At 73.5% G+C, this 25,134-nt stretch carries 26 protein-coding genes; 9 read left to right on the forward strand and 17 right to left on the reverse strand.

Annotated elements, in window-relative coordinates:
• The first annotated feature begins 123 nt into the window (after positions 1-123).
• Positions 124-1,413 (forward strand): ion channel protein, encoded by a 1,290-nt coding sequence (locus tag OG580_RS15950; RefSeq protein ID WP_267044337.1) that lies wholly within the window; start codon positions 124-126, stop codon positions 1,411-1,413.
• Between the two features lie 33 nt (positions 1,414-1,446).
• Positions 1,447-2,865, forward strand: a complete 1,419-nt coding sequence (locus OG580_RS15955; RefSeq protein ID WP_267044338.1) for a glutamate decarboxylase — start codon at positions 1,447-1,449, stop codon at positions 2,863-2,865.
• A gap of 18 nt (positions 2,866-2,883) precedes the next feature.
• Here OG580_RS15955 and OG580_RS15960 read toward each other — a convergent pair whose 3' ends face one another.
• From OG580_RS15960 to OG580_RS15990, 7 genes are all read right to left on the reverse strand, one after another.
• Positions 2,884-3,993, reverse strand: coding sequence for a sialidase family protein (locus tag OG580_RS15960; RefSeq protein WP_267044339.1), 1,110 nt, complete (start codon positions 3,991-3,993; stop codon positions 2,884-2,886).
• Between the two features lie 298 nt (positions 3,994-4,291).
• Positions 4,292-5,056: an ABC transporter permease gene (locus tag OG580_RS15965; protein WP_267044340.1), complete on the reverse strand. Its 765-nt coding sequence runs from the start codon at positions 5,054-5,056 to the stop codon at positions 4,292-4,294.
• Positions 5,053-6,060, reverse strand: a complete 1,008-nt coding sequence (locus OG580_RS15970) for an ATP-binding cassette domain-containing protein (RefSeq protein WP_267044341.1) — start codon at positions 6,058-6,060, stop codon at positions 5,053-5,055. The genes OG580_RS15965 and OG580_RS15970 overlap by 4 nt, the downstream gene beginning before the upstream one ends.
• 90 nt (positions 6,061-6,150) lie before the next feature.
• Positions 6,151-6,777, reverse strand: a complete 627-nt coding sequence (locus OG580_RS15975) for a PadR family transcriptional regulator (protein ID WP_267044342.1) — start codon at positions 6,775-6,777, stop codon at positions 6,151-6,153.
• 45 nt (positions 6,778-6,822) lie between these two features.
• Positions 6,823-7,362, reverse strand: a complete 540-nt coding sequence (locus tag OG580_RS15980) for a DinB family protein (RefSeq protein WP_267044343.1) — start codon at positions 7,360-7,362, stop codon at positions 6,823-6,825.
• 146 nt (positions 7,363-7,508) lie between these two features.
• The gene (locus tag OG580_RS15985; protein WP_267044344.1) at positions 7,509-8,966 is read right to left on the reverse strand and encodes an aldehyde dehydrogenase family protein; all 1,458 of its coding nucleotides are present in this window, start codon (positions 8,964-8,966) and stop codon (positions 7,509-7,511) included.
• Positions 8,967-9,018: 52 nt separating this feature from the next.
• Positions 9,019-9,909, reverse strand: a complete 891-nt coding sequence (locus OG580_RS15990; protein WP_267044345.1) for a helix-turn-helix transcriptional regulator — start codon at positions 9,907-9,909, stop codon at positions 9,019-9,021.
• A gap of 323 nt (positions 9,910-10,232) precedes the next feature.
• Here OG580_RS15990 and OG580_RS15995 point away from each other — a divergent pair, with 323 nt between their 5' ends.
• The gene (locus OG580_RS15995; RefSeq protein ID WP_267044346.1) at positions 10,233-10,733 is read left to right on the forward strand and encodes an ATP-binding protein; all 501 of its coding nucleotides are present in this window, start codon (positions 10,233-10,235) and stop codon (positions 10,731-10,733) included.
• Between the two features lie 75 nt (positions 10,734-10,808).
• On the opposite strand, the gene OG580_RS16000 is transcribed toward OG580_RS15995, so the two are convergent.
• The 5 genes from OG580_RS16000 to rpmG form a co-directional block, all read right to left on the reverse strand.
• Positions 10,809-11,021: a DUF397 domain-containing protein gene (locus OG580_RS16000; protein ID WP_030219358.1), complete on the reverse strand. Its 213-nt coding sequence runs from the start codon at positions 11,019-11,021 to the stop codon at positions 10,809-10,811.
• A gap of 147 nt (positions 11,022-11,168) precedes the next feature.
• Positions 11,169-11,408, reverse strand: coding sequence for a 30S ribosomal protein S18 (rpsR, locus tag OG580_RS16005; RefSeq protein WP_267044347.1), 240 nt, complete (start codon positions 11,406-11,408; stop codon positions 11,169-11,171).
• 5 nt (positions 11,409-11,413) lie between these two features.
• Entirely contained in the window at positions 11,414-12,541 is a 1,128-nt protein-coding gene (locus OG580_RS16010) for a GTP-binding protein (RefSeq protein WP_267044348.1), read from the reverse strand.
• Positions 12,541-12,795 carry a type B 50S ribosomal protein L31 gene (locus OG580_RS16015; protein WP_267044349.1) on the reverse strand — a complete coding sequence of 85 codons (255 nt, stop codon included), beginning with the start codon at positions 12,793-12,795 and terminating at the stop codon, positions 12,541-12,543. The genes OG580_RS16010 and OG580_RS16015 overlap by 1 nt, the downstream gene beginning before the upstream one ends.
• 7 nt (positions 12,796-12,802) lie before the next feature.
• On the reverse strand, positions 12,803-12,967 hold the full coding sequence (rpmG, locus tag OG580_RS16020; protein ID WP_267044350.1) for a 50S ribosomal protein L33: 165 nt from the start codon (positions 12,965-12,967) through the stop codon (positions 12,803-12,805).
• 63 nt (positions 12,968-13,030) lie between these two features.
• On the opposite strand from rpmG, the gene rpmB reads away from it, so the two are divergent.
• Together rpmB and rpsN are read left to right on the forward strand one after the other, a co-directional pair.
• Positions 13,031-13,267 (forward strand): 50S ribosomal protein L28, encoded by a 237-nt coding sequence (gene rpmB / locus OG580_RS16025; RefSeq protein WP_267044351.1) that lies wholly within the window; start codon positions 13,031-13,033, stop codon positions 13,265-13,267.
• Complete coding sequence (gene rpsN / locus OG580_RS16030; protein ID WP_267044352.1) at positions 13,267-13,572, forward strand: 30S ribosomal protein S14; 306 nt, start codon at positions 13,267-13,269, stop codon at positions 13,570-13,572. Before rpmB ends, rpsN begins: the two co-directional genes overlap by 1 nt.
• A gap of 69 nt (positions 13,573-13,641) precedes the next feature.
• Here rpsN and OG580_RS16035 read toward each other — a convergent pair whose 3' ends face one another.
• The 3 genes from OG580_RS16035 to OG580_RS16045 all read right to left on the reverse strand — a co-directional run bounded on the left by OG580_RS16035 (position 13,642) and on the right by OG580_RS16045 (position 17,082).
• A complete protein-coding gene (locus tag OG580_RS16035) occupies positions 13,642-15,699 on the reverse strand; it encodes an FUSC family protein (protein ID WP_267044353.1) in 2,058 nt (685 codons plus the stop codon).
• A 40-nt stretch (positions 15,700-15,739) separates the two neighbouring features.
• Complete coding sequence (locus OG580_RS16040) at positions 15,740-15,862, reverse strand: hypothetical protein (RefSeq protein WP_267044354.1); 123 nt, start codon at positions 15,860-15,862, stop codon at positions 15,740-15,742.
• Between the two features lie 77 nt (positions 15,863-15,939).
• On the reverse strand, positions 15,940-17,082 hold the full coding sequence (locus OG580_RS16045; protein WP_267044355.1) for a DUF2786 domain-containing protein: 1,143 nt from the start codon (positions 17,080-17,082) through the stop codon (positions 15,940-15,942).
• Positions 17,083-17,261: 179 nt separating this feature from the next.
• On the opposite strand from OG580_RS16045, the gene OG580_RS16050 reads away from it, so the two are divergent.
• Both OG580_RS16050 and OG580_RS16055 read left to right on the forward strand, forming a co-directional pair.
• The gene (locus tag OG580_RS16050; protein WP_267044356.1) at positions 17,262-18,143 is read left to right on the forward strand and encodes an ABC transporter ATP-binding protein; all 882 of its coding nucleotides are present in this window, start codon (positions 17,262-17,264) and stop codon (positions 18,141-18,143) included.
• Positions 18,140-20,257 (forward strand): ABC transporter permease, encoded by a 2,118-nt coding sequence (locus OG580_RS16055; protein ID WP_267044357.1) that lies wholly within the window; start codon positions 18,140-18,142, stop codon positions 20,255-20,257. Before OG580_RS16050 ends, OG580_RS16055 begins: the two co-directional genes overlap by 4 nt.
• Before the next feature lie 110 nt (positions 20,258-20,367).
• Here OG580_RS16055 and OG580_RS16060 read toward each other — a convergent pair whose 3' ends face one another.
• Entirely contained in the window at positions 20,368-20,952 is a 585-nt protein-coding gene (locus tag OG580_RS16060) for a GNAT family N-acetyltransferase (protein ID WP_267044358.1), read from the reverse strand.
• Between the two features lie 70 nt (positions 20,953-21,022).
• Positions 21,023-21,952: an NADP-dependent oxidoreductase gene (locus OG580_RS16065; protein ID WP_267044359.1), complete on the reverse strand. Its 930-nt coding sequence runs from the start codon at positions 21,950-21,952 to the stop codon at positions 21,023-21,025.
• A 151-nt stretch (positions 21,953-22,103) separates the two neighbouring features.
• Between OG580_RS16065 and OG580_RS16070 the strand changes: the two genes are divergently transcribed.
• Positions 22,104-23,348, forward strand: a complete 1,245-nt coding sequence (locus tag OG580_RS16070) for a response regulator transcription factor family protein (RefSeq protein WP_267044360.1) — start codon at positions 22,104-22,106, stop codon at positions 23,346-23,348.
• A gap of 56 nt (positions 23,349-23,404) precedes the next feature.
• Positions 23,405-25,096, forward strand: a complete 1,692-nt coding sequence (locus OG580_RS16075) for a bifunctional 3'-5' exonuclease/DNA polymerase (RefSeq protein WP_267044361.1) — start codon at positions 23,405-23,407, stop codon at positions 25,094-25,096.
• The last annotated feature ends 38 nt before the right edge of the window (positions 25,097-25,134 follow it).

A 25,134-nucleotide genomic window follows, 5' to 3' on the forward strand; every position in this document is an offset into this window, starting at 1 on the left:
GCCCTTTCCCTCGGTACGCGCGTCCGCCTCGGGCCTGACGTGACGTGAGGCGCAAGCACCTGCATGCCCGTTCCGCCCGGATTTCGGGATGTTGTGCAGCATTTGCTCACTTATGGTGGGTCGGTGGCCACTGATCATGTTCCGCCCGCGCCGTCGCCCTCCCCTTCGGAGGCCCCCCGCCTGGTCCAGCTGCGGCAGATCCCGCCCGCGCTGGCGATCGGCGTCGGGGCGAGCCTGGTGCTCCTGGGGATCAGTGCCCTCGCGGAGGAGTTCCAGGGCGTGCTCTGGAACGACCTGCCGGACGCCCTCGGCATCGGCGGCTACTCCTCCCTCTGGATCATCGTCATGCTCACGGCGACCGGTATCGCCGTGGGCCTCGTCGTATGGAAGGTGCCGGGACACGCCGGCCCCGACCCGGCCTCCGGCGGTCTCGGCGGGGCGCCGCTCGCCCCCGGAGTGGTGCCGGGCCTGCTGATCGCGGCCACCTTCGCGCTGGCCGGCGGGGTCAGCCTCGGCCCCGAGAACCCGATCATCACGGCCAACATCGCCCTCACCTACTGGCTCGGCCGCAAGGCGGCGCCGGCGGTGCCCGCCGCCGCCTGGGTCGCCCTCGCCTCGGCCGCCACCATCGGCGCCCTCTTCGGTACGCCGGTGGCCGCCGCCCTCGTGATCTCCGAGGCCCTGGCGGGGCAGCCGGGCCGCGGCTCCCTCTGGGACCGCCTCTTCGCGCCGCTCGTCGCCGCCGGCGCCGGAGCGATGACCACGGAGCTGCTCGCCGAGCCGACCTTCGACATGGGGCTGCCGCCGCTGACCGACCCCGGTTGGGGCGACCTCCTCGCCTCCCTGACCATCGCCTCCGCCGCGGCCGTCTTCGGGCTGGCCTCCTGCTACCTCTTCCCCTACCTCCACGCCGTCTTCGGGCGGCTGCGCCACCCGATGCTGATGCTGCCCCTCGGCGGTCTCGTCCTCGGCCTCCTGGGCGCCCTCGGCGGGCAGCTGACCCTGTTCAAGGGGCTGGATCAGGTCAAGGAGCTCACCACCTCGATCGGCAGCTGGTCCTCCGGCGAGCTGGCCAAGCTGGCCGTGATCAAACTCTTCGCCCTCCTCGTCGCCGCCTCCTGCGGCTTCCGGGGCGGCCGCATCTTCCCCGCCGTCTTCATCGGGACCGCGTTCGGACTGCTCGCCCAGGCGCTCGTCCCCGAGGTCCACCCCGCCGTCGCCGTCTCCTCCGCCGTCCTCGGCGTCCTGCTCGCCACCACCCGGCTGGGCTGGATCAGCCTCTTCACCGGGGCCATCCTCGCCCCCTCCCCCGCGATGCTCGCCGTGCTCTGCCTGGCCTCTCTCCCGGCCTGGCTGATCGTCAGCGGACGTCCTCAGCTCGAGCTCGACGAACACGGCGCCTCCCTGCACTGACCCCTCTCCCCCACCCGGACAGAAGGAGCCCCCATGCCGCTGCACCAGGGTCCCGACCCCTCCCATCCCCAGCACGAGCGCCGACTCGCGCTCAACCCCTTCTTCGGAGAGGCCGACCCGGTCGGCGGCATGACCGAGGCCCCGCCGCGCCACCGCCTCCCCGACCGGCCGCTGCCCCCGATGAGCGCCTACCAGATCGTCCACGACGAGCTGATGCTCGACGGCAACTCCCGGCTCAACCTCGCCACCTTCGTCACCACCTGGATGGAACCCCAGGCCGGCGTCCTCATGGCCGAGTGCCGCGACAAGAACATGATCGACAAGGACGAGTACCCGCGCACCGCCGAACTGGAGCGCCGCTGCGTCGCCATGCTCGCCGACCTGTGGAACGCCCCGGACCCGGCCACCGCCGTCGGCTGCTCCACCACCGGCTCCAGCGAGGCCTGCATGCTCGCCGGCATGGCCCTCAAGCGCCGCTGGGCCAAGAGGAACGCCGACCGGTACGCGAGCGGCGCCCGCCCCAACCTGGTGATGGGCGTCAACGTCCAGGTCTGCTGGGAGAAGTTCTGCAACTTCTGGGAGGTCGAGGCCCGGCTCGTCCCCATGGAGGGCGACCGCTTCCACCTCGACGCCGAGTCCGCCGCCGCGCTCTGCGACGAGAACACCATCGGTGTCGTCGCCGTCCTCGGCTCCACCTTCGACGGCTCCTACGAACCCGTCGCCGAGATCTGCGCCACCCTGGACGCCCTCCAGCAACGCACCGGCCTCGACATCCCCGTCCACGTCGACGGTGCCTCCGGCGCCATGATCGCCCCCTTCCTCGACGAGGACCTCGTGTGGGACTTCCGGCTCCCCCGCGTCTCCTCGATCAACACCTCCGGCCACAAGTACGGCCTGGTCTACCCGGGCGTCGGCTGGGCGCTGTGGCGCTCGCCCGCCGAACTCCCCGAGGACCTCGTCTTCCGGGTCAACTACCTGGGCGGCGACATGCCCACCTTCGCCCTCAACTTCTCCCGGCCGGGCGCCCAGGTCGTCGCGCAGTACTACACCTTCCTGAGGCTCGGCCGGGAGGGCTACCGCGCGGTGCAGCAGACCTCCCGGGACGTGGCCCGGGGCCTCGCCGAACGCATCGAGGCCATGGGCGACTTCCAGCTCCTCACCCGGGGCGACCAGCTGCCCGTCTTCGCCTTCACCACCGCGCCCGACGTCACGTCCTTCGACGTCTTCGACGTCTCCCGGCGCCTGCGCGAAAAGGGCTGGCTGGTCCCCGCCTACACCTTCCCGGCCGACCGCGAGGACCTGTCCGTCCTGCGCGTCGTCTGCCGCAACGGCTTCTCCGCCGACCTCGCCGGGCTGTTCATCGAGGACCTGAGCCGGCTCCTGCCCGAACTCCGGCGCCAGCCCCACCCGTTCACCCACGACAAGGACGCCGCGACCTCCTTCCACCACTGAGCCAGGACCGGCCGGGCCTCAGAAGACCTCGTCCCCGCAGGCCAGCCGGAACTCCGACCACCGCACCCCGTCCACGGTCAGCGCGTACTGACAGGGGGCCTGCTCCCGCAGCAGGCCCAGCGGGGTGCGGCGGATGAAGTGCCCGCCGTCGCCGAGCCGGACGAAGGTCCGTCCGCCGTCCACGCTCCCGTACCCGGAGAGCTCCCCGCCGATCTCCACCCGGCCACCGGGGCCCGGCACCGGCAGACCGAGCAGGGTGCGGGGCTCCCGCTCCCGCCCCGTGGTCCACATCCGCTGCCACGTCCGGCCGCCGTCCACGGAGCGGTGCAGCGCCCGCATCGGGTTCTTCACGGGCTCGCCGCCCGTCAACTCCCCCAGCTCCGCCGCGTACACCGCGTCCCGGCCGACCGCCACCGCCGTGTGCCGTCCGGGCCCGGCGGCGGGGCTCGGCAGCCGGCTCACCGTCCAGCTCCGGCCCGCGTCCCGGGAGACGGCGACCGCCGCCCGCCCGGAGAGCGGGTCCGTCCCCGACACCCACCAGGACCCGTCGGGCTCCGGCTGCTCCGCGGGCCGCGGGTGCGCCCCGAGGAGCGGCACCCGGGCCAGCGCCCTGCGCCGTCCGTCCTGCGGCGAGACCACGACGAGCCGCTGCCGGTCGCACAGGTCGGGCCCGGCCCCGGCGGGCTCGGCGCAGTCGGTGGTGAGCACCGCCCCCGCCGGTATCTCCGGGATCGTGCCGACCGTCCGCCGGTCACCCACGCGCCAACTCCGGCCGCCGTCCCGCGTGAACCAGGTCCTGGCCCCCGGCTCGCCGCCGCCGTCCTCGACCAGCGCCCGGCCCGGGCCGAGCGCCAGCAGGTTCGCCGATATCCCCTCCGTGCCCCGCGTCTCGGGCAGCGGCGACCGCCGCAGCACCCACTCCTTCGCCCCGGCGTCCCGCACGGCCACGTGCTGCCGGCAGAATCCGCTCTCCGGCGCGGCGGGCTCGCTCACGCAGTCGGCGAGCAGCGCGAACCCGCTGCCGTCCCGCGCGAAGCCCAGGCTGTGCGCCCAACCGGGCAGCCCCGGCGAGGAGGGCAGCCGGGGCGGTGCCCCGAACACCCCCGCGGGCCGCGGGGAGACCGACACCGAGGCCCCTGAGGACCCCGACCCTGGGGACCCTGGGGACCCTGAGGACACCGAAGCTCCCGCGGTCCCCTGAGAACCCGCATTCCCGCCCGTACCCGGACCCGTGGCCCCGCCCGGCCCCGTAGCCCCGCCCGCACCCGTACAACCCGTCAGCACCACCCACACCAGCGCCACGACGGCGCCGGCCGCTCCCATGAGCCTGCGCATCGCACGATCCCCCTTGCCCCTCGGGCGGTTCGCGGTGAACCACTGCCTTCGATACACCGCTCGCCGCCCTCGGGTTCCCACCTCCGCGCGGCTATCTTCCGAGCCGCCCGAACTTCCGTACCGCCAGCGGGAAGAAGACCGCCAGCAGCACCAGCGGCCACACCACCGCCGCCATGACGTGTCCCGGCTCACCGCCCGGATTGCCGAAGAGCTCGCGGACCGCCGTCGCGGTCGCCGACATCGGGTTCCACTCCACGACCGTGCCGAGCCAGCCCGGCATCGACTCCGGCGAGGCGAAGGCGTTGGAGAGGAAGCCGACGGGCCAGACCAGGATCTGCACCGCCTGGACCAGCTCCGCCCGCCCCGCGACCAGCGCGAGGAAGATCCCGATCCACAGCATCGCGAAGCGCAGCAGGAGCAGCAGCCCCAGTGCCCCCAGGGTGCTCCCGAGCCCGCCGTGCGCCCGCCAGCCGATCGCGTACCCCACGCCCACCATCACGAGCAGTCCGGCCGCCGACTGGAGCATGTCGGCGGTCGCCCGCCCCACCAGCACCGCGCCGTCGACCATCGGCATCGACCGGAACCGGTCGATGACACCCTTGTTCAGGTCCTGCGTCACCGCCGTCATGGTGCCTTCGAGCCCGAAGACCATGGTCAGCGTGAGCATCCCCGGCACCAGGTAGTCGACGTAGTCGCCGTCGACGGCCCGTCCGCCGCCGACGAGGTAGCCGAACATCAGCAGCATCATCACCGGGAACACGAGCCCGACCAGGACCTGCACGGGCTGCCGCGCCCAGTGGGCCAGTTCGCGGCGGGTCATCGTCCAGCAGTCGCTCACCACGTACGCGGCGCTCATACCGCCACCTCCTTCTCCCGACCGGCATCCCGGTCCGTCAGCCGCAGGAACGCCTCGTCCAGCGTCGGCCGCCGCAGGGCTATGTCCTCCGCCTCGATCCCGGCCTCCCCGAGGGCCCGGACGGTCTCGGTGAGCGAGGCCATCCGGTCCGCCACCGGCGCGCTGAGCAGCCGCCGGTCGGCGTCCACATCCACATCCACTTCCACGTCCGCACGCGCGCCCGCACCCGCGCCCACGCCCGTCCGCGCCGCCGCCCGCAGCAGCCCGGCCGCCTCGCCGAGCCGTGCCGCGTCCCGTACGACCACGTCGATGCGGTCCGCCCCGACCCGTGCCTTGAGCTCGTCGGCCGTGCCGTCGGCGACGACCCGCCCCCGGTCCACGACCGAGATCCGGTCGGCGAGCTGATCGGCCTCCTCCAGGTACTGGGTGGTGAGCAGGACCGTCGTACCGCCGTCGACCAGGGAGCGCACCGAGTCCCAGACCTCGCCCCGGCCGCGCGGGTCGAGCCCGGTCGTCGGCTCGTCGAGGAAGAGCACCTCGGGCTCGGTGATCAGCGAGGCGGCCAGGTCGAGCCGCCGCCGCATCCCGCCGCTGTACTGCCCGACGGGCTTGCGGCCGGTGTCGGCGAGGCCGAAGCGCTCCAGGAGCTCGTCGGCCCGCACCCCCGCGCCCCGCGCGCCCAGGTGGTGGAGCCTGCCGAACATCTCCAGGTTCTGCCGGCCGCCCAGCTCCTCGTCGAGGGCGGCGTGCTGTCCGAGCAGCCCGATCCGCCGCCGCACCTCCCGCGCCTCGGTCCGTACGTCGTGACCCGCGACCCGCACCAGGCCCTCGTCGTGGCGCAGCAGGGTGGCCAGGATCCGTACCGTCGTGGTCTTTCCCGCGCCGTTGGGGCCCAGCAGGCCGTGGACGGTGCCGCGGCCCACGGCCAGGTCGAGCCCGGCCAGGGCGTCCTTCTCCCCGTACCGCTTCCGTGCGCCCTCCACGAGGATCGCGTCCTTGTCCATTCCGATTCCTCCGAAAACGCCTTAGTCAAATTTGACCACTTGTCGCCGACGGAGGAAGTTATGCCCTCGCGGGCTTCTAGTCAAACTTGATTACTCGGTGGGTCCCGTCGCGAACGGGTTCTCCTCGCCCTCGGCGAGCACGCCCACGAAGGGATCACCCTCGCCCGCGAACACGTACGCCCCGCCCTCGATCCGGTCGATCAGGCCGAGCGTCCACTCCTTGCCCGCGTCCGCCGAGTGGACCCAGAGGTGCATGATCTCGCCGATGTGCCCGAGCTGCCCCGGGCCGCCCTCGGGCGTGTAGTACCCGGTGACCGCCGCCCGCCACTCGTCGAGCGCCCGCACCCGCCGGCGCAGCAGCTCCGCCGCCTCCTCCCGGGGGAGGTCCACGATGAAGCCGATGCCCGCCGACAGGACGTCCATCTTCTGGTCGTACGTGGTCAGGGCCTCACGCAGGAGCGTGAAGTACTCCTCCAGGCCCTGCTCCGTCAGCTCGTACTCGACGCGCGGCGGCCCGCCGACCGCGCTCGGCGCGATCTCGTGGGCGTGCAGCAGTCCCTGCTTCGCCATCTGTTTGAGCGCGTGGTAGATCGAGCCGGGCTTGGCGTGGGACCACTCGTGCGCGCCCCAGTACTCCAGGTCGTTGCGCACCTGGTAGCCGTGGGCGCGGCCGTGCTGCTTCACCGCGCCCAGGACGAGCAGCCGGATCGCCGACATGGCCCACACCTCCTTAGTCAATTTTGACCAGGGTACGCGCGGGGGTCAGTGCCCGCCCTCCTCCGCGATCAGCGCGAAGGAGGTCTTGCCGTCCAGGGACTCGCGGATGACGTCCGCGTGCCCCGCGTGCCGGCCCGTCTCCTGGACCAGGTGGAGCAGCATCCAGCGGATCGACACCCGGCCGTCCTTCGGGAACCAGGGCGCCTCCGGCAGCGGGAAGGTGTCGTCCAGGCTCGGCACGGAGCGGGCGAAGTCCTCGGTCTCCTTCGCCACGCCCGCCCAGAACGCGACGATCTGCGGGACCGTCTCGTCCCCGACGAGCGTGAAGCCCTCACCCCAGGTCTCCTGGGTGCGCTGCTTCTCGTTCGGCCGCTGCTGGGCGAGGCGGAGCCAGTTCAGCTCCACCTCGGCGACGTGCTTGAGCAGGCCGGACAGGGTCAGCTCGCTGGCGCTGGGGCGGCTCGCCGCCTGCTCCTCGGTGAGGTTGAGGAGCGAGCGGCGGACCGCGGCGCGCTGGGCCTCGATGAAGTTGAGGAGCGCACCGCGCTCGTCGCCGTGGGCCTCGGTGGGAACGAGAGCGACCATGATGTCCGCCTTCCGTAGTGACGTGATCGGGTTGAACCTTCCCGACACCGACGACACTACGAACCCTTGAGGACAGCTTCTGTCCTCAACGCCGATCCGCCCTCAACCCCGATCTGTCCTCAACCCCGATCAGCCCTCGGCACCGATCAGAAGGGGAACCGGCTCCGGCCGTGCTGGATGGAGATCCACTTCTGGGTGGTGAACACGTCGATCATCGCGTCGCCGTTGAGCCGCCCGATGCCCGAGTGCTTCTCGCCGCCGAAGGGCACGATCGGCTCGTCGTGCACGGTGCCGTCGTTGATGTGGATCATGCCGGTGTGGATGCGCTGGGCGATCCGTACACCGCGCTCGACGTCTCCGGTGTGGACGGCGCCGCTCAGCCCGTACGGGGTGTCGTTGGCGATCCGTACGGCCTCGTCCTCGCCGTCGAAGGGGACGATGAGCGCGACCGGGCCGAAGATCTCCTGGGTCAGCACGGGCGAGTCGGCCGCGATGCCGGTCAGGACGGACGGGGAGACCACGTTGCCCTCCACCGAACCGTGGAGCAGCGCCGTCGCGCCGGCCGCCACCGTCTGGTCGACGAGCGAGGAGACGGCCTCCGCCTGCTGGGAGTTGATGAGCGGGCCGATGTGGGTGGCGGGGTCGGCCGGGTCGCCGACGCGCAGGGTCTTCACCTTCGCCACGAACTTCTCGGTGAACTCCGCCTCCAGGCGGCGGTCCACCAGGATGCGGTTGGCGGCCATGCAGACCTGGCCCTGGTGCACGAAGCGGCTGAAGACGGCCGCGTCCACCGCGTAGTCGACGTCGGCGTCGTCGAGGACGATCAGCGCGCTGTTGCCGCCGAGTTCGAGGACGGCGTGCTTGAAGTTCTGCGCGCAGACCGTGGCGACGTGGCGGCCGACCTTGTCGGAGCCGGTGAAGGAGATGACCTTCGGGACGGGGTGGGTCAGCAGCGCGTCGCCGATCTCGGCGATGTCGGTGACGACGACGTTCAGCAGACCGGCCGGGAGTCCGGCCTCCTCCAGGACCTTGGCGACGAGGGTGCCGCCGCAGATCGGGGTGTTCTGGTGGGGCTTGAGGACGACCGCGTTGCCGAGGGCGAGCGCCGGGGCGACCGACTTGATCGAGAGGAGGAAGGGGAAGTTGAAGGGGGAGATGACGCCGACGACACCGACCGGGAGGCGGTAGACGCGGTTCTCCTTGCCGTCGACCGGGGAGGGCAGGATGCGGCCTTCGGGGCGCAGCGCGAGCTGGATCGCCTCGCGCAGGAACTCCTTGGCGAGGTGCAGTTCGAAGGCGGCCTTGAGGCGGGTGCCACCGAGCTCGGCGATGATCGTCTCGGCGATCTCCGCCTCGCGGTCCTCGATGATCCGCAGCGCGCGCTCGAAGACGAGCCGGCGCGTGTACGGGTTCGTCTCGGCCCACGCGACCTGGGCGCGCTCGGCCGCGCGGTAGGCGCGGTCGACCTCGCCCTTGGTGGCGACGGTGATCGACGCGAGCTTCTCCCCGGTGTACGGGTTGAAGTCGATGATGTCCCACGAGCCGCTGCCGGGCTTCCACTCGCCGTCGATGTACTGGTGAGCCAGGTCGGTGAAGTGCGACATGGATCGAGACCCCTCTACCCGCGAACTGATGTCACGTCATCGTACTGATGTGTCAGGAGAGTTGGAGGAGTCCACGGAGAAGGTCCCGGCTTTCGGCCGGATCCGGACTGTCCTTCTGGAGGCGCTCCATCACGCGCTGGTACTGGGCGACCTCCTCGCGCTTGTCGACGTAGAGGGCGCTGGTGAGCTGCTCCAGGTAGACGATGTCGGAGAGGTCGGACTCGGGGAAGCTCAGCATCGTGAAGGCGCCGCTCTCGCCGGCGTGCCCGCCGAAGCTGAAGGGCATGACCTGGAGCGTGACGCCGGGGTGCTCGGAGATCTCGATGAGATGCCTCAACTGCCCCCGCATGACGGAGCGGTCGCCGTAGGGGCGGCGCAGCGCGGCCTCGTCGAGGACGGCGTGGAACTGCGGCGCGCGCTCGGAGACGAGGACCTTCTGCCGTTCGAGGCGCAGGGCGACGCGGCGGTCGATCTCGGCGGGCGAGGCCTCGGGCATCCCCCGGGTGACGACGGCCTGGGCGTACGCCTCGGTCTGCAACAGGCCGTGGACGAACTGGACTTCGTAGACGCGGATGAGGGAGGCGGCGCCTTCGAGACCGATGTACGTCGGGAACCAGCCCGGCAGGACGTCGCCGAAGCTGTGCCACCAGCCGGTGACGTTCGCCTCGCGGGCGAGCCCGAGGAGCGCGCCGCGCTCGGTCTCGTCGCCGACTCCGTAGAGCGTGAGCAGATCCTCGATGTCCCTGGCCTTGAAGCTCACCCGTCCCAACTCCATACGGCTGATCTTGGATTCGGAGGCGCGGATCGAGTAGCCGGCCGCCTCGCGGGTGATGCCGCGCGACTCGCGCAGCCTCCGCAACTGGGAGCCCAGCAGGATCCGCCGGACCACACTCCCGCTCGCTCCGCCGGATTCGCCTGCGGTCACGGCTCTCAGCCTCCCCATTACGGTGTCGAGCCCCCGTCGAGCCCCGGATTCTGCCACCAAATGCTTCAGCGCGTACACATTCGATTACGGAAAGGGGGCGAGTTCCGGGCAGGTGATCGACCGAGAGGGGGTTGACCGGGGGCCGGAGCGCGCCGATTCACCCATCAACCCGCAGAAGATATGCACAGATTCACCACAGGGACGGACAGGTCCGGCGCGTGCACGTGCATCTGCCCTTGCATCCAGTGGTCGCATTCGGAACCATGGACCCCGCGCAGCCGCGTACTCGTTCGTGTTGTCGTGTTGTCGCACCACAGTCGCGATTCCCGGGAGTGCCTCGCATGGGGACGAATGGATCGACCGTGCTCGAGCCGTTACGGCAGGGCCTTCCGCCGATCGATCCCGGCGCCGTCTCCACCTCCGCCTCCTGCGCCCTTCCGGCTCGGTACGAAGCCGTGCGCGGGGCCAGGAAGTTCACCAGCGCCACGCTCGACCGGTGGGACATGGCCGACCGCTTCGACGACGTGGCCCTGGTCGTCTCCGAGCTCGTCACCAACGCACTGCGTCACGCGGTGCCCGCCGACGCGCACCAGGAGGACGGCCAGAACCCGCCGGTGAGACTGCACCTCATGCGCTGGGCCTCCCGCCTCGTGTGCGCCGTGCGCGACCCCAGCCAGGAGAGCCCGGAGGCACGCGGCGGCGAGGAGGACTTCGCCGCCGAGTCGGGACGCGGGCTGTTCCTGGTGGAGTCGTTCAGCGACAGCTGGGGCTGGCACCCGCTCGCCGGGACGCTCCAGGGCAAGGTCGTGTGGGCGCTGTTCCGGGTCGGGCCCGAGCAGTAGGCGGTTCCTGTACGAGAGAAGGGCCCCGGCGGTATCCGCCGGGGCCCTTCCCGCATGTCCGTCGTGACACCGGATTCACACCAGGTGATCGAACTCCCCGTCCTTCACGCCGAGCAGGAGCGCCTCTATCTCCGCCGGCGTGTAGACGAGTGCGGGCCCGTCGGGGTGACGAGAATTGCGCACGGCAACGTTTCCCCCCGGAAGTTTCGCGAACTCCACGCAGGATCCCTGGGAGTTGCTGTGCCTGCTCTTCTGCCACACGACGCCTCGCAGCTCCGTGGCCGCCATGCCGTTGTACGCGTGATGCGCATGATGCACTGGTAGCTCCCCGAGTTGCTTGGTGCAGGTGTCAACTTCCTCGGATCATAGCTGTGTTCATATGTCGATGCATGAGCAGATGCACGTGCACGAGGGGTGGCGTAGCGGCTACGCCACTCAGCGTGCTACCGAGGAGTACGGCAGAAGTGCCATCTCACGGGCGTTCTTCACGGCCCGCGCGATCTGCCGCTGCTGCTGCGCGCTCACCCGGGTCACCCTACGACTCCTGATCTTCCCCCGATCGGAGACGAACGCCCGCAGCAGGGCCGTGTCCTTGTAGTCGACGTAAGTGACGCCGTCACGGTCCAGAGGGTTGGGCCGCGTCCGCACCGGCTTGCGCGGGGACTTCGTGGGCATGGGGTTCAGACCTCCAGGAGGGTGTCGAAGGCGGAGGCGAGCCCCTTCCAGGACTCGCGCCCCGCCGCGTACTCGGCGTCCGTGAGCAGGCAGGAGCCGAGGACCTCGGCCAGGCCGTCGCGGTCGAGGCCGGGCGAGGTGAAGACCAGGTGCTGACAGCGGTCGCCGTGCTCCGGGTGCCAGTCGAGGGCCGCGGCGGCCCTCCGTACCGGCGGGACCAGCTCCCAGGCCGCGTCGGGCAGCGAGGCCAGCCAGGGGCCGGCGCTCTCCACGCACAGCGCGCCGCCCGCCGCGTCCCAGGCGAGGAGGGTGTCGGGCCGGTCGGCCAGGTAGAAGCGGCCACGGCTGCGGGCGGCGGCGCAGGTCAGGTCCTCCAGCGCGGCGTAGAGCCGCTCCGGGTGGAAGGGCCGGTGATGACGCCAGACGTACGTGGCGACGCCGTGGTCGTCCGCCTCCTGCGGCAGCAGCGCGCAGGCCGGGTGCTGGGCGGCGGCCGCGGCCTCCACGTCGAAGCCGGCGAAGACCACCGCGGCGAGCCCGCCGCCCTCGACGGGGATCCGCCGGGCGGTGGGGTGGAGCTGGTCGAGCAGGGCCCGGTCCTCGGAGTCGGCCTCGGGGTTCTCGGTGACGGCGAGGACGGGCGCGTACTCCAGCTGGCGCGCCCAGGTGTCGGCGACGGTACGGCGGTCGGTCGCGGCCGCGGCGAGACCGACGTCGGCCAGGTCGTCTCCGTTGCCGAGGTACGGCAGGAGGAGCGCCGGGTCGACGGCGGTGACGACGGCGCCGATCCGGAAGCCGGCGGAGGCGACGACCTCGGCCATCGCCTTGGGCTCGACGGAGTCCCAGAGCTCGACGACCGCGAGCCGGGTGAGTCCGGAGTCGCGGAAGCGCTCCAGTTCGGGGACGAGGTCCGCGCGCAGGGCGCAGCAGGCGCAGTCGTTGACGAGCGGCGTCTCGCCGGTGGACAGGACGCCGGTGGCGTCCCGGACGGTACGGGCGACGGTCCCGGTCTCCGGGGCCGTCGCGAGGTCGTGGTGGAGCGCCACGCTGCCGGGGACGTCGGCCAGGAGCCGGTCCACGGCAGCGCGGCGGGCGTCGGAGTGGAGGCCTCCGACGAGGGCGACGGTGAGCATCAGGGGGCCTCGCGCCGTCCGTACCGCTTCTCGAAGCGCTCGACGCGGCCCGCGGTGTCGAGGACGCGTGCGGTGCCGGTGTAGAAGGGGTGGCTCGCCGAGGAGATCTCGACGTCGACGACGGGGTAGGTGCGCCCGTCCTCCCACTCCACGCTCTTGTCGCTGGTGAGCGTGGAGCGGGTGAGGAAGGCGAAGCCGCCCGCCTTGTCACGGAAGACGACGGGTTCGTACGGGGGGTGGATGCCGGGCTTCATGGGTGGCTCAGCGCTCCTCTCGGAAGTCGACGTGCGCGCGGACGACCGGGTCGAACTTGCGCAGGGTGAGGCGGTCGGGGTCGTTGCGGCGGTTCTTGCGGGTGACGTAGGTGAATCCGGTGCCGGCGGTGGACCGGAGCTTGACGACGGGGCGGAGTTCGTTGCGGGCCATGGTGTGTAGAGTAAATGAAAATGGTTCCCATTTCCAATGACTCCACGGAGAGGTAGGTCACCCTTGTCCGCCCACTGCCAGCTGACCGGCGCACGCCCCGGATTCGGCAACCGGATCTCGCACTCCCACCGGCGCACCTCGCGCCGCTTCGACCCCAACATCCAGCGCAAGCGGTACTGGCTCGCCGGTGAGGGCCGGTTCGTCCGGCTCACGCTCAGCGCCCGCGCGATCAAGACCGTCGACACCATCGGCGTCGAGGCGGCCGTGGCCCGCATCCGGGCGCGCGGGGGGAAGGTCTGATGGCCAAGCGCAGCAAGATCGCACGCGACGAGCGACGGAGGACGGTCGTGGCGCGGTACGCCGAGCGGCGGGCCGAGCTGAAGGAGATCGTCCGCCGCCCCGCCACCCCGGCCGCCGACCGCGAGGCGGCGGTAAGCGAACTCGCCCGCCAGCCCCGGGACGCGAGCGCGACCCGGCTACGGAACCGGGACGCGGTGGACGGCAGGCCCCGGGGCCATCTGCGGAAGTTCGGGATGTCCCGGATCCGGATGCGGCAGCAGGCGCACGCGGGGTTCCTGCCGGGGGTGCGGAAGGCGTCGTGGTGAGGGGCGGAGGGGGCTGGTCCTGACGGACCGGGCCCGTCGGGACCGGGCCGCCAGGATCCGGACCCCGTCCTACCGGGTGGCGTCCGACAGTGCCGCCGTGAGCTCGTCCAGGGCGTCGAGGAGCAGCCGGGCGCCCTTGTCGAGGAGGAAGTGGTCCGGCGGATCGGCCGACCAGGCGGCGACGGTCTCCCGGAGGTCGTCCCAGCGCGGTTCCCTGCGTTCCCGTACGTCCTTGGCGCCCCGCTCCGTCGCCCGGCGCAGGGCCTCCGCGAGGGCCGCGGCGGCGGGCATCGGCGCGGTGCCGCGCTCCGGCAGGTGCGCCTCCAGGAGCATGGCCGCCCGGCCGAACTCCGCCAGGGCGTGCCCGGCCTCCTCCGCCGTCGCGTGCGAGAGCCCCCGGTGGCGCACCGGCTCGTGGGTCGCCCGGGCCACGGCCTCCTGCCAGGCCACCCGGGCGGCCCGGGTGGCGAGGAGCGCCTCCCGGACGTCGGGGCAGGAGTGGCCGGCGGGTTCGGCGTACCGGGCGGCGACGGCCGCGGCGTACCGGCCGTCCGCCGCCAGCCAGTCCGCGAGGCGGCCGCGCAGCCGGGGCGTCTCCCAGGCGGGGTAGACGGCGTACCCGAGCATGGCGAGCAGCCCGCCGAGGAGGGTCAGCAGGACACGTTCCCGGACCGTCTGGGTCAGGCCGGCGCCGTCCATGCCGAGCAGGAAGACGACGTACGCGGCGACGCAGACCTGGCTGACGGCGTACCCCGTGCGCATCAGCAGGTACATCCCGAAGGCGCAGAGCACCGCGAGCGCGGCGGACAGGTACATGCCCGGGTGCGCCGTCCGGACGACCGCCGTCGCGAGCGCCACCCCGACGAGCGTGCCGCCGAAGCGGGCCACGGAACGGGCGTACGTCTGCGAGAAGTCCGGGCGCATCACCATCACCGAGGCCATCGGCGCCCAGTAGCCGTGGCCGAAGGGGAGCGCCGTACCGAGGAGGTAGCCGACGGCCGTGACCGCCGAGACGCGGACGGCGTGGCGCAGGATCGGGGAGTCGGGGCGGAGCTCGGCGCGCATCTTCGCGAGGACGATCGGCGCGAGCCGGACCATCGTGGGGCGGGTGCGGGCCTCCTCCGTGCTCGTCTCGGTACGGGGCTCCGCCGTCTCGACGACGTCGCCGAGGAGCGCGGCGAGCCGGACGGCCGCGCGGCGGGACGGGCCGGAGAGGATCGCGCCGGTGTCGGGGGTACGGAGGGCGGCGACGGCCGCCGGGGGGAGGGTGACCGGCTCGCCGTGCCGGATCGCGTGCGCGGCGGCGTCGAGGACGGCACCGGCCGCGGCCAGCAGTTCGCGCACGCGGTCCCGTTGCGCCCCTTCCTCGGGTACGCCGACCGCCGGGTCCGCGAGCGAGGCGAGGACCGGGCGGATCCGCTCGGCGAGCCCCCGCGCGCCGTGCAGTTCCGCCGGGCGGCTGCGGGCCTGGCGGGGGGTCACGGCGGCGGCGTTGCGAGCCGTCATGAGCGGTACGGGGTCGAAGGCGGCGACCGGGTCCTGGCGGAGGCGGCGGGCGTAGTCCGCCTCGGCGGCGAGGGCGTCCGCGAGGGCGTCGCGCTGGGCGCCCCAGCGGCGGACGGGGAGGAGGACGACGAGGGCGGCCTGGACGACGCCGCCGATGAAGATCATGACCGCGTGGCCGGCGGCGCCGGCGACGGAGGTGGGGAGGGTGACCGTCACCAGCATGATCGCCACGTTGGAGGAGGCGATGATGCCCGCGGTGGGGCCGGCGGCCCAGGCGAGTCCCGAGAGGAACGTCCAGAGGAGCAGCAGGGCGAGGAAGAGGACGGGGTGGGCGCCCGCGCCGGTGAGGTAACCGAGGAAGGTCGACACGGCGAGGCTGGCGCCGGAGGCGAGGGCGAGGGTGGGGCGCGGGCGCCAGGAGCGCTGGAAGGTGGCGATGGCGGCCTGGAAGGCGCCGAACGCTGAGGCGGCGGCGACGGCGGGGCCGAAGAGGGCGAGCGAGACGCCGACGACGAGGGCGAGTCCGAGGGCGCCGCGGGCGGCGATGGCGGGTTCGAGCCGCCGCCGCTCGACGGAGAACCCCGAGCGGGCGGTCTCCTTCAGGGCCCGGAGCCAACTCATGGCCCTGAGCGTATCCGCGAAGCGGGTTATACAGGGCATTTCACCTCTTGTGCGCCGCCCCGGCGAGCACCGGGGCGGCGCGCAGCACCGTGAGGGCGAGCACCGCGAGGGAGAGCACCGCGAGGGAGAGCACCGCGAGGGCGAGCACCGCGAGGGCGAGCACCGGGGGCGACGCGCACCGCCGCGGCGGGCACCCGGGCCGCGCCCTTCACTCCCCCGCGCCCGGCACCCCGCAAGCTCCTACGGAAGGTGTCGGCGGCCCGGGTGGAGGCCCGCTCGATCCGCTGCCGTGGCGCCGTGGTTCCAGCCCTCTTCGTCCCAGGCCGCGCGGACCCGCGTCGCCCGCGTCTCCGGGAACAGTTCGTCCGTGCGGCTCGTGACCGCGAGGTCGCGGGAGGCGAGCGCCGGGAGGAGCGTCGGGGCCTCGGCGGCGACCCGCCGGGACGTCGCCGACAGACGGCTGCCGAGGCGGTTGGCGTACGCGAGGAGGAAGGACTGACGGAACGCCTTCGTACGCTTCCGGCCGCCCGCCCGCTGCTCCGCCTCCGCCCGCGTCATCGCCGCCGTCCCCTGCACGAGCAGCGACGTGTACAGCAGCTCCACCGGATCCAGGTCCGCCTCGAAGCCGACCACCGTGGAGAAGCCGTACGACTCGTTCCACACCGCCCGGCAGTGGTTCGCCGTCGCCACCGCGTCCAGCAGGATCGCCTTCGCCTGCTCGTACGGCGGCTCCACCCCGATCCGGATCGCACCCGGCGTCTCCGGTGACGGCGCGCCCGCCGCGAGCGTCGCCTCGTCCAGGCTGTGCCGGGCCATCAGCTCCTGGGCCTTCGCCGTGAGCGCCTCCGCCTCCTCCGGATACCCCGTCGCCTCCGCCTTCGCGAGCAGCGCCCTGATCCGGCCGAGCATCCGCGGCTCCCCCGCGGTCGCCGGCGGCAGCGCCTCGCCCGGGACCGGGCCGACCGCGTCCAGCCGCGGCAGCCGGACCAGGATCCGGTACAGCTCCAGGACGGTCGTCGCGTACGAGAAACGGTCCGTCGGCCGGCCACCCGCGCCGGATTCCAGGTCGTCGAGCTGCGCCTGCCAGCGATGGGGCAGCCGCGCGTATCCCGCCGTCTCCGTCCTGATCAGGGCGGAGACAAGGCGGACGTGCTCGTCGGAGAGCTCGCGGCGGACCATGCGGACCACGTCGGCCGGCTGCCAGCCCCTCCCCCACAGCGTCCGTACGAACTCCTCGCCCCGCCGTGCCAGTTCCTCGTCCGCGCCCTGGTCGGCGGCGAGCAGCGACGCCGCCGTGTCGAGCGAGCCGTCGTCGTTCGCGTACAGGGCCTCGAAGGCCCTCCCGATGGTGCTGGTGCCGCTCACGCCGTCCTCGCGTCCCATTCCGCCGTGTGCCCTTCCGGCATCGACATGTCCACTTCCTCGGTCTTCCCGCCCTCCCCCGATGGTCTCAGCCGTCCCGACCCGGGAGGGAGACGAGGTGCCGGGGTAGGGCCAGGCCTACCCCCCGGACGCCCGGCAGTGGTCGTGATCGGCGGCGGCGGAGACGGTTCGCTTGAGCCATGACGAAGACCACGACCACCGCTGCCGCCGTACGGCTCCGGGACCTCACCCGCCACCACCGCGACGTCCGCGCCCTCGACGGCGTCGACCTCGACTTCGCCTCCGGCACCTTCACCGCCGTCATGGGCCCCTCGGGCTCCGGCAAGTCCACGCTGCTCCAGTGCGCCGCCGGACTCGACCGGCCCACCTCCGGGAGCGTGGAGGTCGGCGGCACGGCCCTGGAGGGGCTGAGCGAGCGGCGCCTGACCCTGCTGCGGCGCGACCGGATCGGCTTCGTCTTCCAGTCGTTCAACCTGCTGCCCAGCCTGACCGCCGCGCAGAACGTCGCCCTGCCGCTCCGTCTCGCCGGCCGCCGCCCCTCCCGTACGGAGGTGAGGGAGGCACTCGCGCGCGTCGGGCTCGCCGGGCGGGAGAGACACCGGCCCGGCGAACTCTCCGGCGGCCAGCAGCAGCGGGTCGCGATCGCCCGGGCGTTGATCACGCGACCCGCCGTCCTGTTCGGCGACGAGCCGACGGGCGCCCTGGACTCGACGACGAGCCGCGAGGTCCTGGCGATGCTGCGCGGGCTCGTCGACGAGGAGGGCCAGACGATCGTCATGGTCACCCACGACCCGGTGGCGGCGGCACGCGCGGACCGGGTGGTGTTCCTGGTCGACGGCCGCCTGGCGGGCGAACTGGCGGCGCCGACGGTGGAGTCGGTCGCGGCCCGGATGGCGGGCCTGGAGAGCCTGCCCGCCGCCACCCCGAGCACGGCCACGGCCACGGCCACGGGCGCAGGCACAAGTGCAGGCACAGGCACAGGCGCAGGCACTGGCACTGGCACTGGCACTGGCACTGGCACTGGCACTGGCACGAACGCCCCCGTGAGGAGCCTCGCGTGATCACCGTCGTCCTCTCCGGGCTGCGCGCCCGCTGGGCCTCCTTCCTCGGCGGCTTCCTCGCCCTCGCCCTCGGCGTCGGACTGCTCACCACCATGGGCCTCGGCCTCTCCGCCACCTTTCACGCGCCCGAGCGTTCTCCCCAGCGGTTCGCCTCCTCCCCCGTCGTCGTCCAGGGCCAGGACCGGCTGACACTCGACGTGCGGCGCGGGCCCGACACCGTTCCCGTGTCGCAGCGGCTCGACCGTCCACAGCCTGTGGATAAAGAATTGCTGCGCGAGCTCCGTGCCCGCTGGACCGTCACCACCGCCGGCGGCCCCGACGCCGTCGGCGTCGACGCCCCCGCCGCCGAGGTCCGGGCCCTGGCCGGCGACCGCGCCCAGGTCCTCACCGGCGACGAACGGCGGCGCGCCGACCCCGACCCCGAGCGGGACGCCCAGGCCCTCGTCGCCCTCAACGCCCTCCTCGGCACCACCGGTGGCGTCACCGCCTTCGTCTCCGTCTTCGTCGTCGCCTCGACCTTCGCCTTCGCCGTCGCCCTGCGGCGCCGCGAGTTCGGCCTGCTCCGCACCGCAGGAGCCACCCCCGGGCAGGTCCGCCGGATGCTCCTCGCCGAGGCGACGGCGCTCGGCGTCCTCGCCTCCGCCACCGGATGCGCGCTCGGCGCCCTCGGCGCTCCCCTGCTCGCCCGGACGCTCGTCGACGGCGGCCTCGCACCCGAGTGGTTCACGGTCGGCGGCGCCGTCTGGCCCTTCCACCTGGCCTTCTGGACGGGCCTGACCGTCGCCCTCGCCGGCGCCGTCGCCGCGTCCCGCCGGGCCGGGAAGGTCGGCCCGACGGCGGCCCTGCGCGAGGCGGACGTCGACACCGACGTCCTGCCCCTCGGCCGGGCCCTGCTCGGCACGGGGCTGCTCCTCACCGGGCTCGGGCTGCTCGCCTGGACGGGCGTCACCGAACCGTCGGAGCTGCTCAAGCGGAAGACGTACACGACCCTCCCGATGCTCCTGATCGGCGGCGTCGCCCTGCTTTCCCCGCTCCTGGTGCGGCCCGTCGCGCGACTGCTGCGACTGCGCGGGGCCGTCGGGACGCTCGTACGGGAGAACAGCGCGGCCTCCGTACGCCGTACCGCCGCCGTCGCCGCGCCCGTCCTCGTGACCGTGGCGCTCGCCGGGACGCTCTTCGGCTCGGCGGCGAGCGTCACACGGACGCGGGCCGTCGAGGCGCGGGAGCAGACGGCCGCTCAGTACGTGGCGAGCGGGGAGGACTTGAGGCCGGTGACGGCCGGCGTTCCCGCCGGAGCCGTCCTCTCCCCCACCGCGTCGACCTCCCTCTTCGTACGGGACGGGGCCGAGGCCGTCGTGAAGTACGGGGCGCGTGCGGTCGCCGACCCGGCGGCCTTCGCGGAACTCGCCCGGCTGCCCCTGGTCGCCGGGGACCTGCGGGACCTCGACGACCGGTCGATCGTCGTCAACGAGGAGTTCGAGCGGCACCGGGTCGGCGAGACCGTCGAGGTCTGGCGCGCGGACGGGAGCGGTCCTGTACGGCTCCGGGTCGTGGCCGTCCTCGCCCTCGGGACCGGCGACAACGGGCCGTACGTCACCCGGGCGAACGCACCCGGAGCGCTCCTCGACCGGATCGAGGCGCGCGGCGGCGGCGCGGCGACGGCGCGGGCCCTGGAGGCGAGCGGCGGGACCGTCAGGACCGCCGACGCGTGGGCGGCGGCCGACCACCCGGCGAGCAGCCCGCAGACCCGGCTCGGCCTGATCCTCGTCCTCGGCATCGCCCTCGTGTACTCGGTGATCGGCCTCGCCAACACGCTCCTCATGGCGACCTCCGTACGCGGCGGGGAACTGGCCTCCCTCCGGCTGGCCGGTGCGACCCGGGCCCAGATCCTGCGGGTGGTGACGGGCGAGGCGGCGCTCGCCACGGCGATCGGCACGTTGCTCGGCCTGGCGGTGACGGCGGTGGTCCTCGGCACCCTGGGCGCGGGCCTGGCCTCGCTCTCGGCCCCGGTGGCCCTGGCCCTCCCCTGGGCCACGGTCGGCGCGGCGGCGGCGGTGTGCGCGACGGTCGCGGTCGCCGCGTCGGCCCTCCCCGCGTGGCGCCTCAGCCGCTGAGCGGCGATGGTGGAACACGGGGCGGTGACAAGGGTCGGAGCCGGGTCACCGCCCCTCCACGCGCGCGTGGAGCCGTACGCCGGTCAGGACATGCGGGGCACCCGGAACCCCTATGACGCGGACTCCACCGCCCCCGTCGCCGTCCTCCCCGCCCGCCATTCCGGCGCGAGGACCGACCAGATCTCCTCGTCGTGGTGCTCGCCCCGGTAGGCGTAGCTCTGGCGCAGCACGCTGTCGCGCGTCATACCGAGGCGTCGGGCCACGGCGATGCTCGGCTCGTTGTCGGAGGCGACCACCCACTCCACCCGGCGGATCCCCCGCACCTCGATCGCCCAGTCGATGAGCGCCCGCGCGGCCCGGGTCACCAGGCCCTTGCCCACGGCCGCCGGCTCCAGCCAGCAGCCCGCCTCGGCGGTGCCGGCCGCCGGGTCCAGCTTCCGGAGGATCACGGCGCCGACGAGCGTCCCGTCCGACGACCAGATGCCGTGGATGCGGCCCGAGTCGGCCGCCGCCTTCTCCGCGTACGCCCGGAGGAAGGCCCGGCTCGACTCCAGGTCCGTCACCACTTCGGGGAGCCCGTTGCGCGCGCCGATGAACTCCCGCCCCCGGTCCATGTGCGCCAGGAACTCGTCGGCCTGCCACGGTTCGAGCGGGCGCAGTTCCGCGCCGTCGTCTCCCAGGGGGATCGCGTACATCGTCGTCGTCGCCTTCCACTTCCACGGTCGGGGCCGGCCCCTTCGGCGGAGGGATCCTCTCAGACACCCCTTACGGGAGCAGGACCAACTTGCCCCGCACGTGCCCCGATTCGCTCAGCTCCTGCGCCCTGGCCGCCTCCTTCAGGGGGAGCGTGTCGGCGATCCGGACCGCGAGGGTGCCCTCCGCCGCCTGGCGGGCCTGTGCCGTGAGCCCGGCGCGCACGGCGTCGGGGTCACCGGAGCCGCCCGAGAAGGTGATCCCGTACTCCGCCGCGTCCGTCGCCGCGATCGTCACGATCCGTTCCTTCCGCGCCGTCCCCTCCCCGCCCAGGAGCTCGATCGCGACCGGCAGCACCCCGTGCCCGGCCGCGTCGAAGACCGCGTCGACGCCGTCCGGCGCGGCGGCCCGGACCCGGTCGGCCAGCCCGTCCCCGTACGCCACCGGGATCGCGCCGAGTCCCCGCAGGTACGCGTGGTTGGACTCGGAGGCGCTGCCGACGACCGTGATCCCGGCGGCGACCGCGAGCTGGACGGCCACCGAGCCGACGACGCCCGCCGCCCCGTGCAGGAAGAGCGTCTCGCCCTCCCGTACCCCGATCAGGTCGAGGACCCGCCGGGCCGTCTCGCCGGCTATGGGGAGGCTCGCGGCGGCCTCCCAGGAGAGCCCGGCGGGCTTGGGGGCGACGATGCCGGCGAGGGCGTACTCGGCGTAGGCGCCGGTCTTCGTCCAGCCGAGGACCTCGTCGCCGACGGCCAGGCCCGTGACGCCCTCGCCGAGCGCGTCGACCGTGCCGGCGAACTCCAGGCCGGGGACGGCGGGGAAGGTCGTCGGGTAGAACGCCTCGACCCAGCCGTAACGGCGCTTCCAGTCCAGCGGGTTGACGCCCACCGCCGCCACCTTGACCCGGACCTCGCCGAGGCCGGGCTCCGGTACGGCGACGCCGGTCGCGTGGCGCAACACCTCGGGGCCACCGAACTCCTCGTACACGATCGCTTCCATCTCAGCCTCCAGCGCTGCTCGTTCACACATCTCGTTCTCGACGTGCTCCAGCCTGCGCCCCGCCCCCTCCTCTCCCCGCCCTCCCAACGGCCAGTCCCACCTGTCCGAAAGACCGGCCGGTTCCGCCCCTCGCCCCACTACGCTGAACCGCATGGACGCGCTCACCCTGACCTCCGCGTACGAGATCCTCCGCCGCCCGCTCGGCGAGATCCTTCCGACGGTCTCGGCCGCCCTCACTCCCCTGATCCCGCACGTGGGCGCCGCCGAACTCTCCACCCACTGCGCCCACTCCCCCTTCAAGACGCTCGGCGGTCCGGAGTCGCCGACCGCCTCCGAACTGGCGCCGCTGCTCCTGGCGGGCGTCCCCGGGAGCCCCTGGCAGGGCGTCGCGACGATCGCCGGCCGGGAGCGCGAGGTCGTCGCCGTGAAGAGCGAAGCCACCCGGCGCGGGGCGGTCCTCGTGCTCGTACGGGAGGACGGCGCCGCCCCGGCCGGTGCGGCCGAACTCGCCGTGGCGCAGGCCCTGTGGGACCTGGTGACCAGCCACTTCGACCGGTTCGCGACGGAGGCCATGCCGGGGGCGCTGGCCCGTTCGCGGGCGGCGGCCGACACCCGGGCCCGGGTCATCGCGGAGCTGACCACCGCGCACACGGCGGCGCTCTCCGGGGTCCTCGGGGTGCTGCGCAGCCGGGCCCTGGACGACACGACGGCCCGGACGACCGCGACCGACCTGGCCGCCTCGGCGCTGATCGAGATGCGGGCGGAGCAGCGGCGGGACCGGGCGCTCGCGGAGGAGCCGGCGGGGGACGCCTTCGAGCGGCTCGCCGGCGAGCTGCGGCCGATGCTGCGGCACAGCGCGGTCCGGCTCGACCTGGGCGCGCCGGACACGGACCGCTCGCTCGCGGCGGACGTGGCGCACAGCGCGCGGGCGATCGTCCGGGCGCTGCTCCTGGTGGTCCTGGAGCAGGACACGGTGCGCCGGGTCCACGTCGGCTGGCAGCTGACCGAGCACGAGCTGAAGGCCTCGGTACGGGACGACGGGGCGGGCGCCCTGGCCCCGTGCGACCTGGGCGCGGGCAGTATCCGGGACCGTCTTGAGGTGCTCGGCGGGCGGCTCGACATGGACGCGGTGCCGGGCTGGGGGACGACGATCACGGCGGTGATCCCGCTGGCCACCCCGGAGGCGCCGGTCGAGGCGGCGCACCCGCTGACCGGGCTCGGCGAGCGGGAGGTGGAGGTGCTGCGCCACCTGGCCCTCGGGCACCGCAACCGGCGGATCGCGGAGGAGCTGCACATCAGCGAGTCGACGGTGAAGTTCCACGTCGCGAACATCCTGAACAAGCTGGGCGTCGACTCACGCGGCGAGGCCGCCGCGCTGTTCCACGCGGCGGCGTAGCGGTCCGCTGATGTCGTGACCCGGCGCTGTCAGTGGTAGGTGCCAGACTCGCACCCATGAGCGAGAGGTGGGCGCTGGCCGCCGAGGCGGAGGGGGACGGGGCGCTGCTCGTGCCCCTCGGCCCCGACGGGCTGCCCGCCGGGGAGGTGCGGCGCGAGCCGGACCTGGTGGCGGCCGTGCGGGCCCGGCCCGACGTGGCCCGCTGGGTGTGGCGGTCGACGGCCGAGGTGTACCCGCGGCTGCTGGCCGCCGGGGTGCGGGTCGAGCGGTGCTACGACGTGGAGGACGCCGAGCAGCTCCTCCTCGGGCACGAGGGGCGGCTCGGGGAGCCGCGCTCCGCGGCGGCGGCCTGGGCGCGCCTGCGGAACGCCCCCGTACCGCCCGATCCGCCGCAGCGCAGCGCCGAACCCGGTTCGCAGGACTCGCTCTTCGAGCCGCGGCCCGTCGTCTCCGTACCCTTCGAGGGGTTCCTCGCGGTGTACGCGGAGCAGCTGCGCCGCCACGACCGGGCCGAGCACCCGGGCCGGATGCGGCTCCTCACGGCCGCCGAGTCGGCGGGGATGCTGGTCGCCGCCGAGATGCACAAGGCGGGGCTGCCGTGGCGGGCGGACGTGCACCGGGATCTGCTGCACGAGCTGCTCGGCGAGCGGTACGCGGGCGGGGGCGAGCCGCGCCGCCTGGCCGAGCTCGCGGACGAGGTGTCGGCGGCGTTCGGGCGCCGGGTCCGGCCGGACCTGCCCGCCGACGTGGTGAAGGCGTTCCAGCAGGCCGGCATCCGGCTGAAGTCCACCCGCCGCTGGGAGCTGGAGGAGCTCGACCACCCGGCGGTGAAACCGCTGATCGCGTACAAGAAGCTCTACCGGATCTGGACGGCGCACGGCTGGTCGTGGCTGGCCGACTGGGTCCGCGACGGCCGTTTCCGGCCCGAGTACCTGCCGGGTGGCACGGTCAGCGGGCGCTGGACGACCAACGGCGGCGGGGCCCTGCAGATCCCGAAGGTGATCCGGCGGGCGGTGGTCGCCGACGAGGGCTGGCGGCTCGTGGTCGCGGACGCCGACCAGATGGAGCCGCGCGTCCTCGCCGCGATCTCCCGGGACCCGGGCCTGATGGAGGTCGCGGGTCACCCCGACGACCTGTACACGCGCCTGTCGGACCGGGCCTTCTCCGGCGACCGCGACCACGCCAAGATCGCGCTGCTCGGCGCGATCTACGGGCAGACCAGCGGCGACGGCCTGAAGAACCTGGCGGCGCTGCGGCGCCGCTTCCCCCTGGCGGTGGCCTACGTCGACGACGCGGCGAAGGCCGGCGAGGAGGGCCGGCTCGTCCGGACCTGGCTCGGCAGAACCAGCCCGAAGGCAGTCGGCGCGGGCGACGACGACGAGGCCGGACTGCCCCAGGAGAGCGGCGAACCGGTAGCGGCGGAGGACGGCTTCGTCCCGGGGTACGCCTCGGGGAACGCGCGGGCGCGCGGCCGCTTCACCCGTAACTTCGTCGTCCAGGGAAGCGCCGCCGACTGGGCGCTGCTGATGCTGGCGGCCCTGCGGCGCGACCTCGCGGGGATGCGGGCGGAGCTGGTCTTCTTCCAGCACGACGAGGTGATCGTGCACTGCCCGGCGGAGGAGGCGGAGGCGGTCACGGAGGCGATCCGGACGGCCGGGGACGAGGCGGGGCGGATCGCGTTCGGGGAGACGCCGGTGCGGTTCCCGTTCACGACGGCCACGGTCGAGCGGTACGCGGACGCCAAGTAGACGTGCGGGGAGGGGTGGTGGGCCGAGCCCGCCACCCC

Origin of the sequence: Streptomyces sp. NBC_00094 (genome assembly GCF_026343125.1) — a bacterium.
GTDB lineage: Bacteria > Actinomycetota > Actinomycetes > Streptomycetales > Streptomycetaceae > Streptomyces.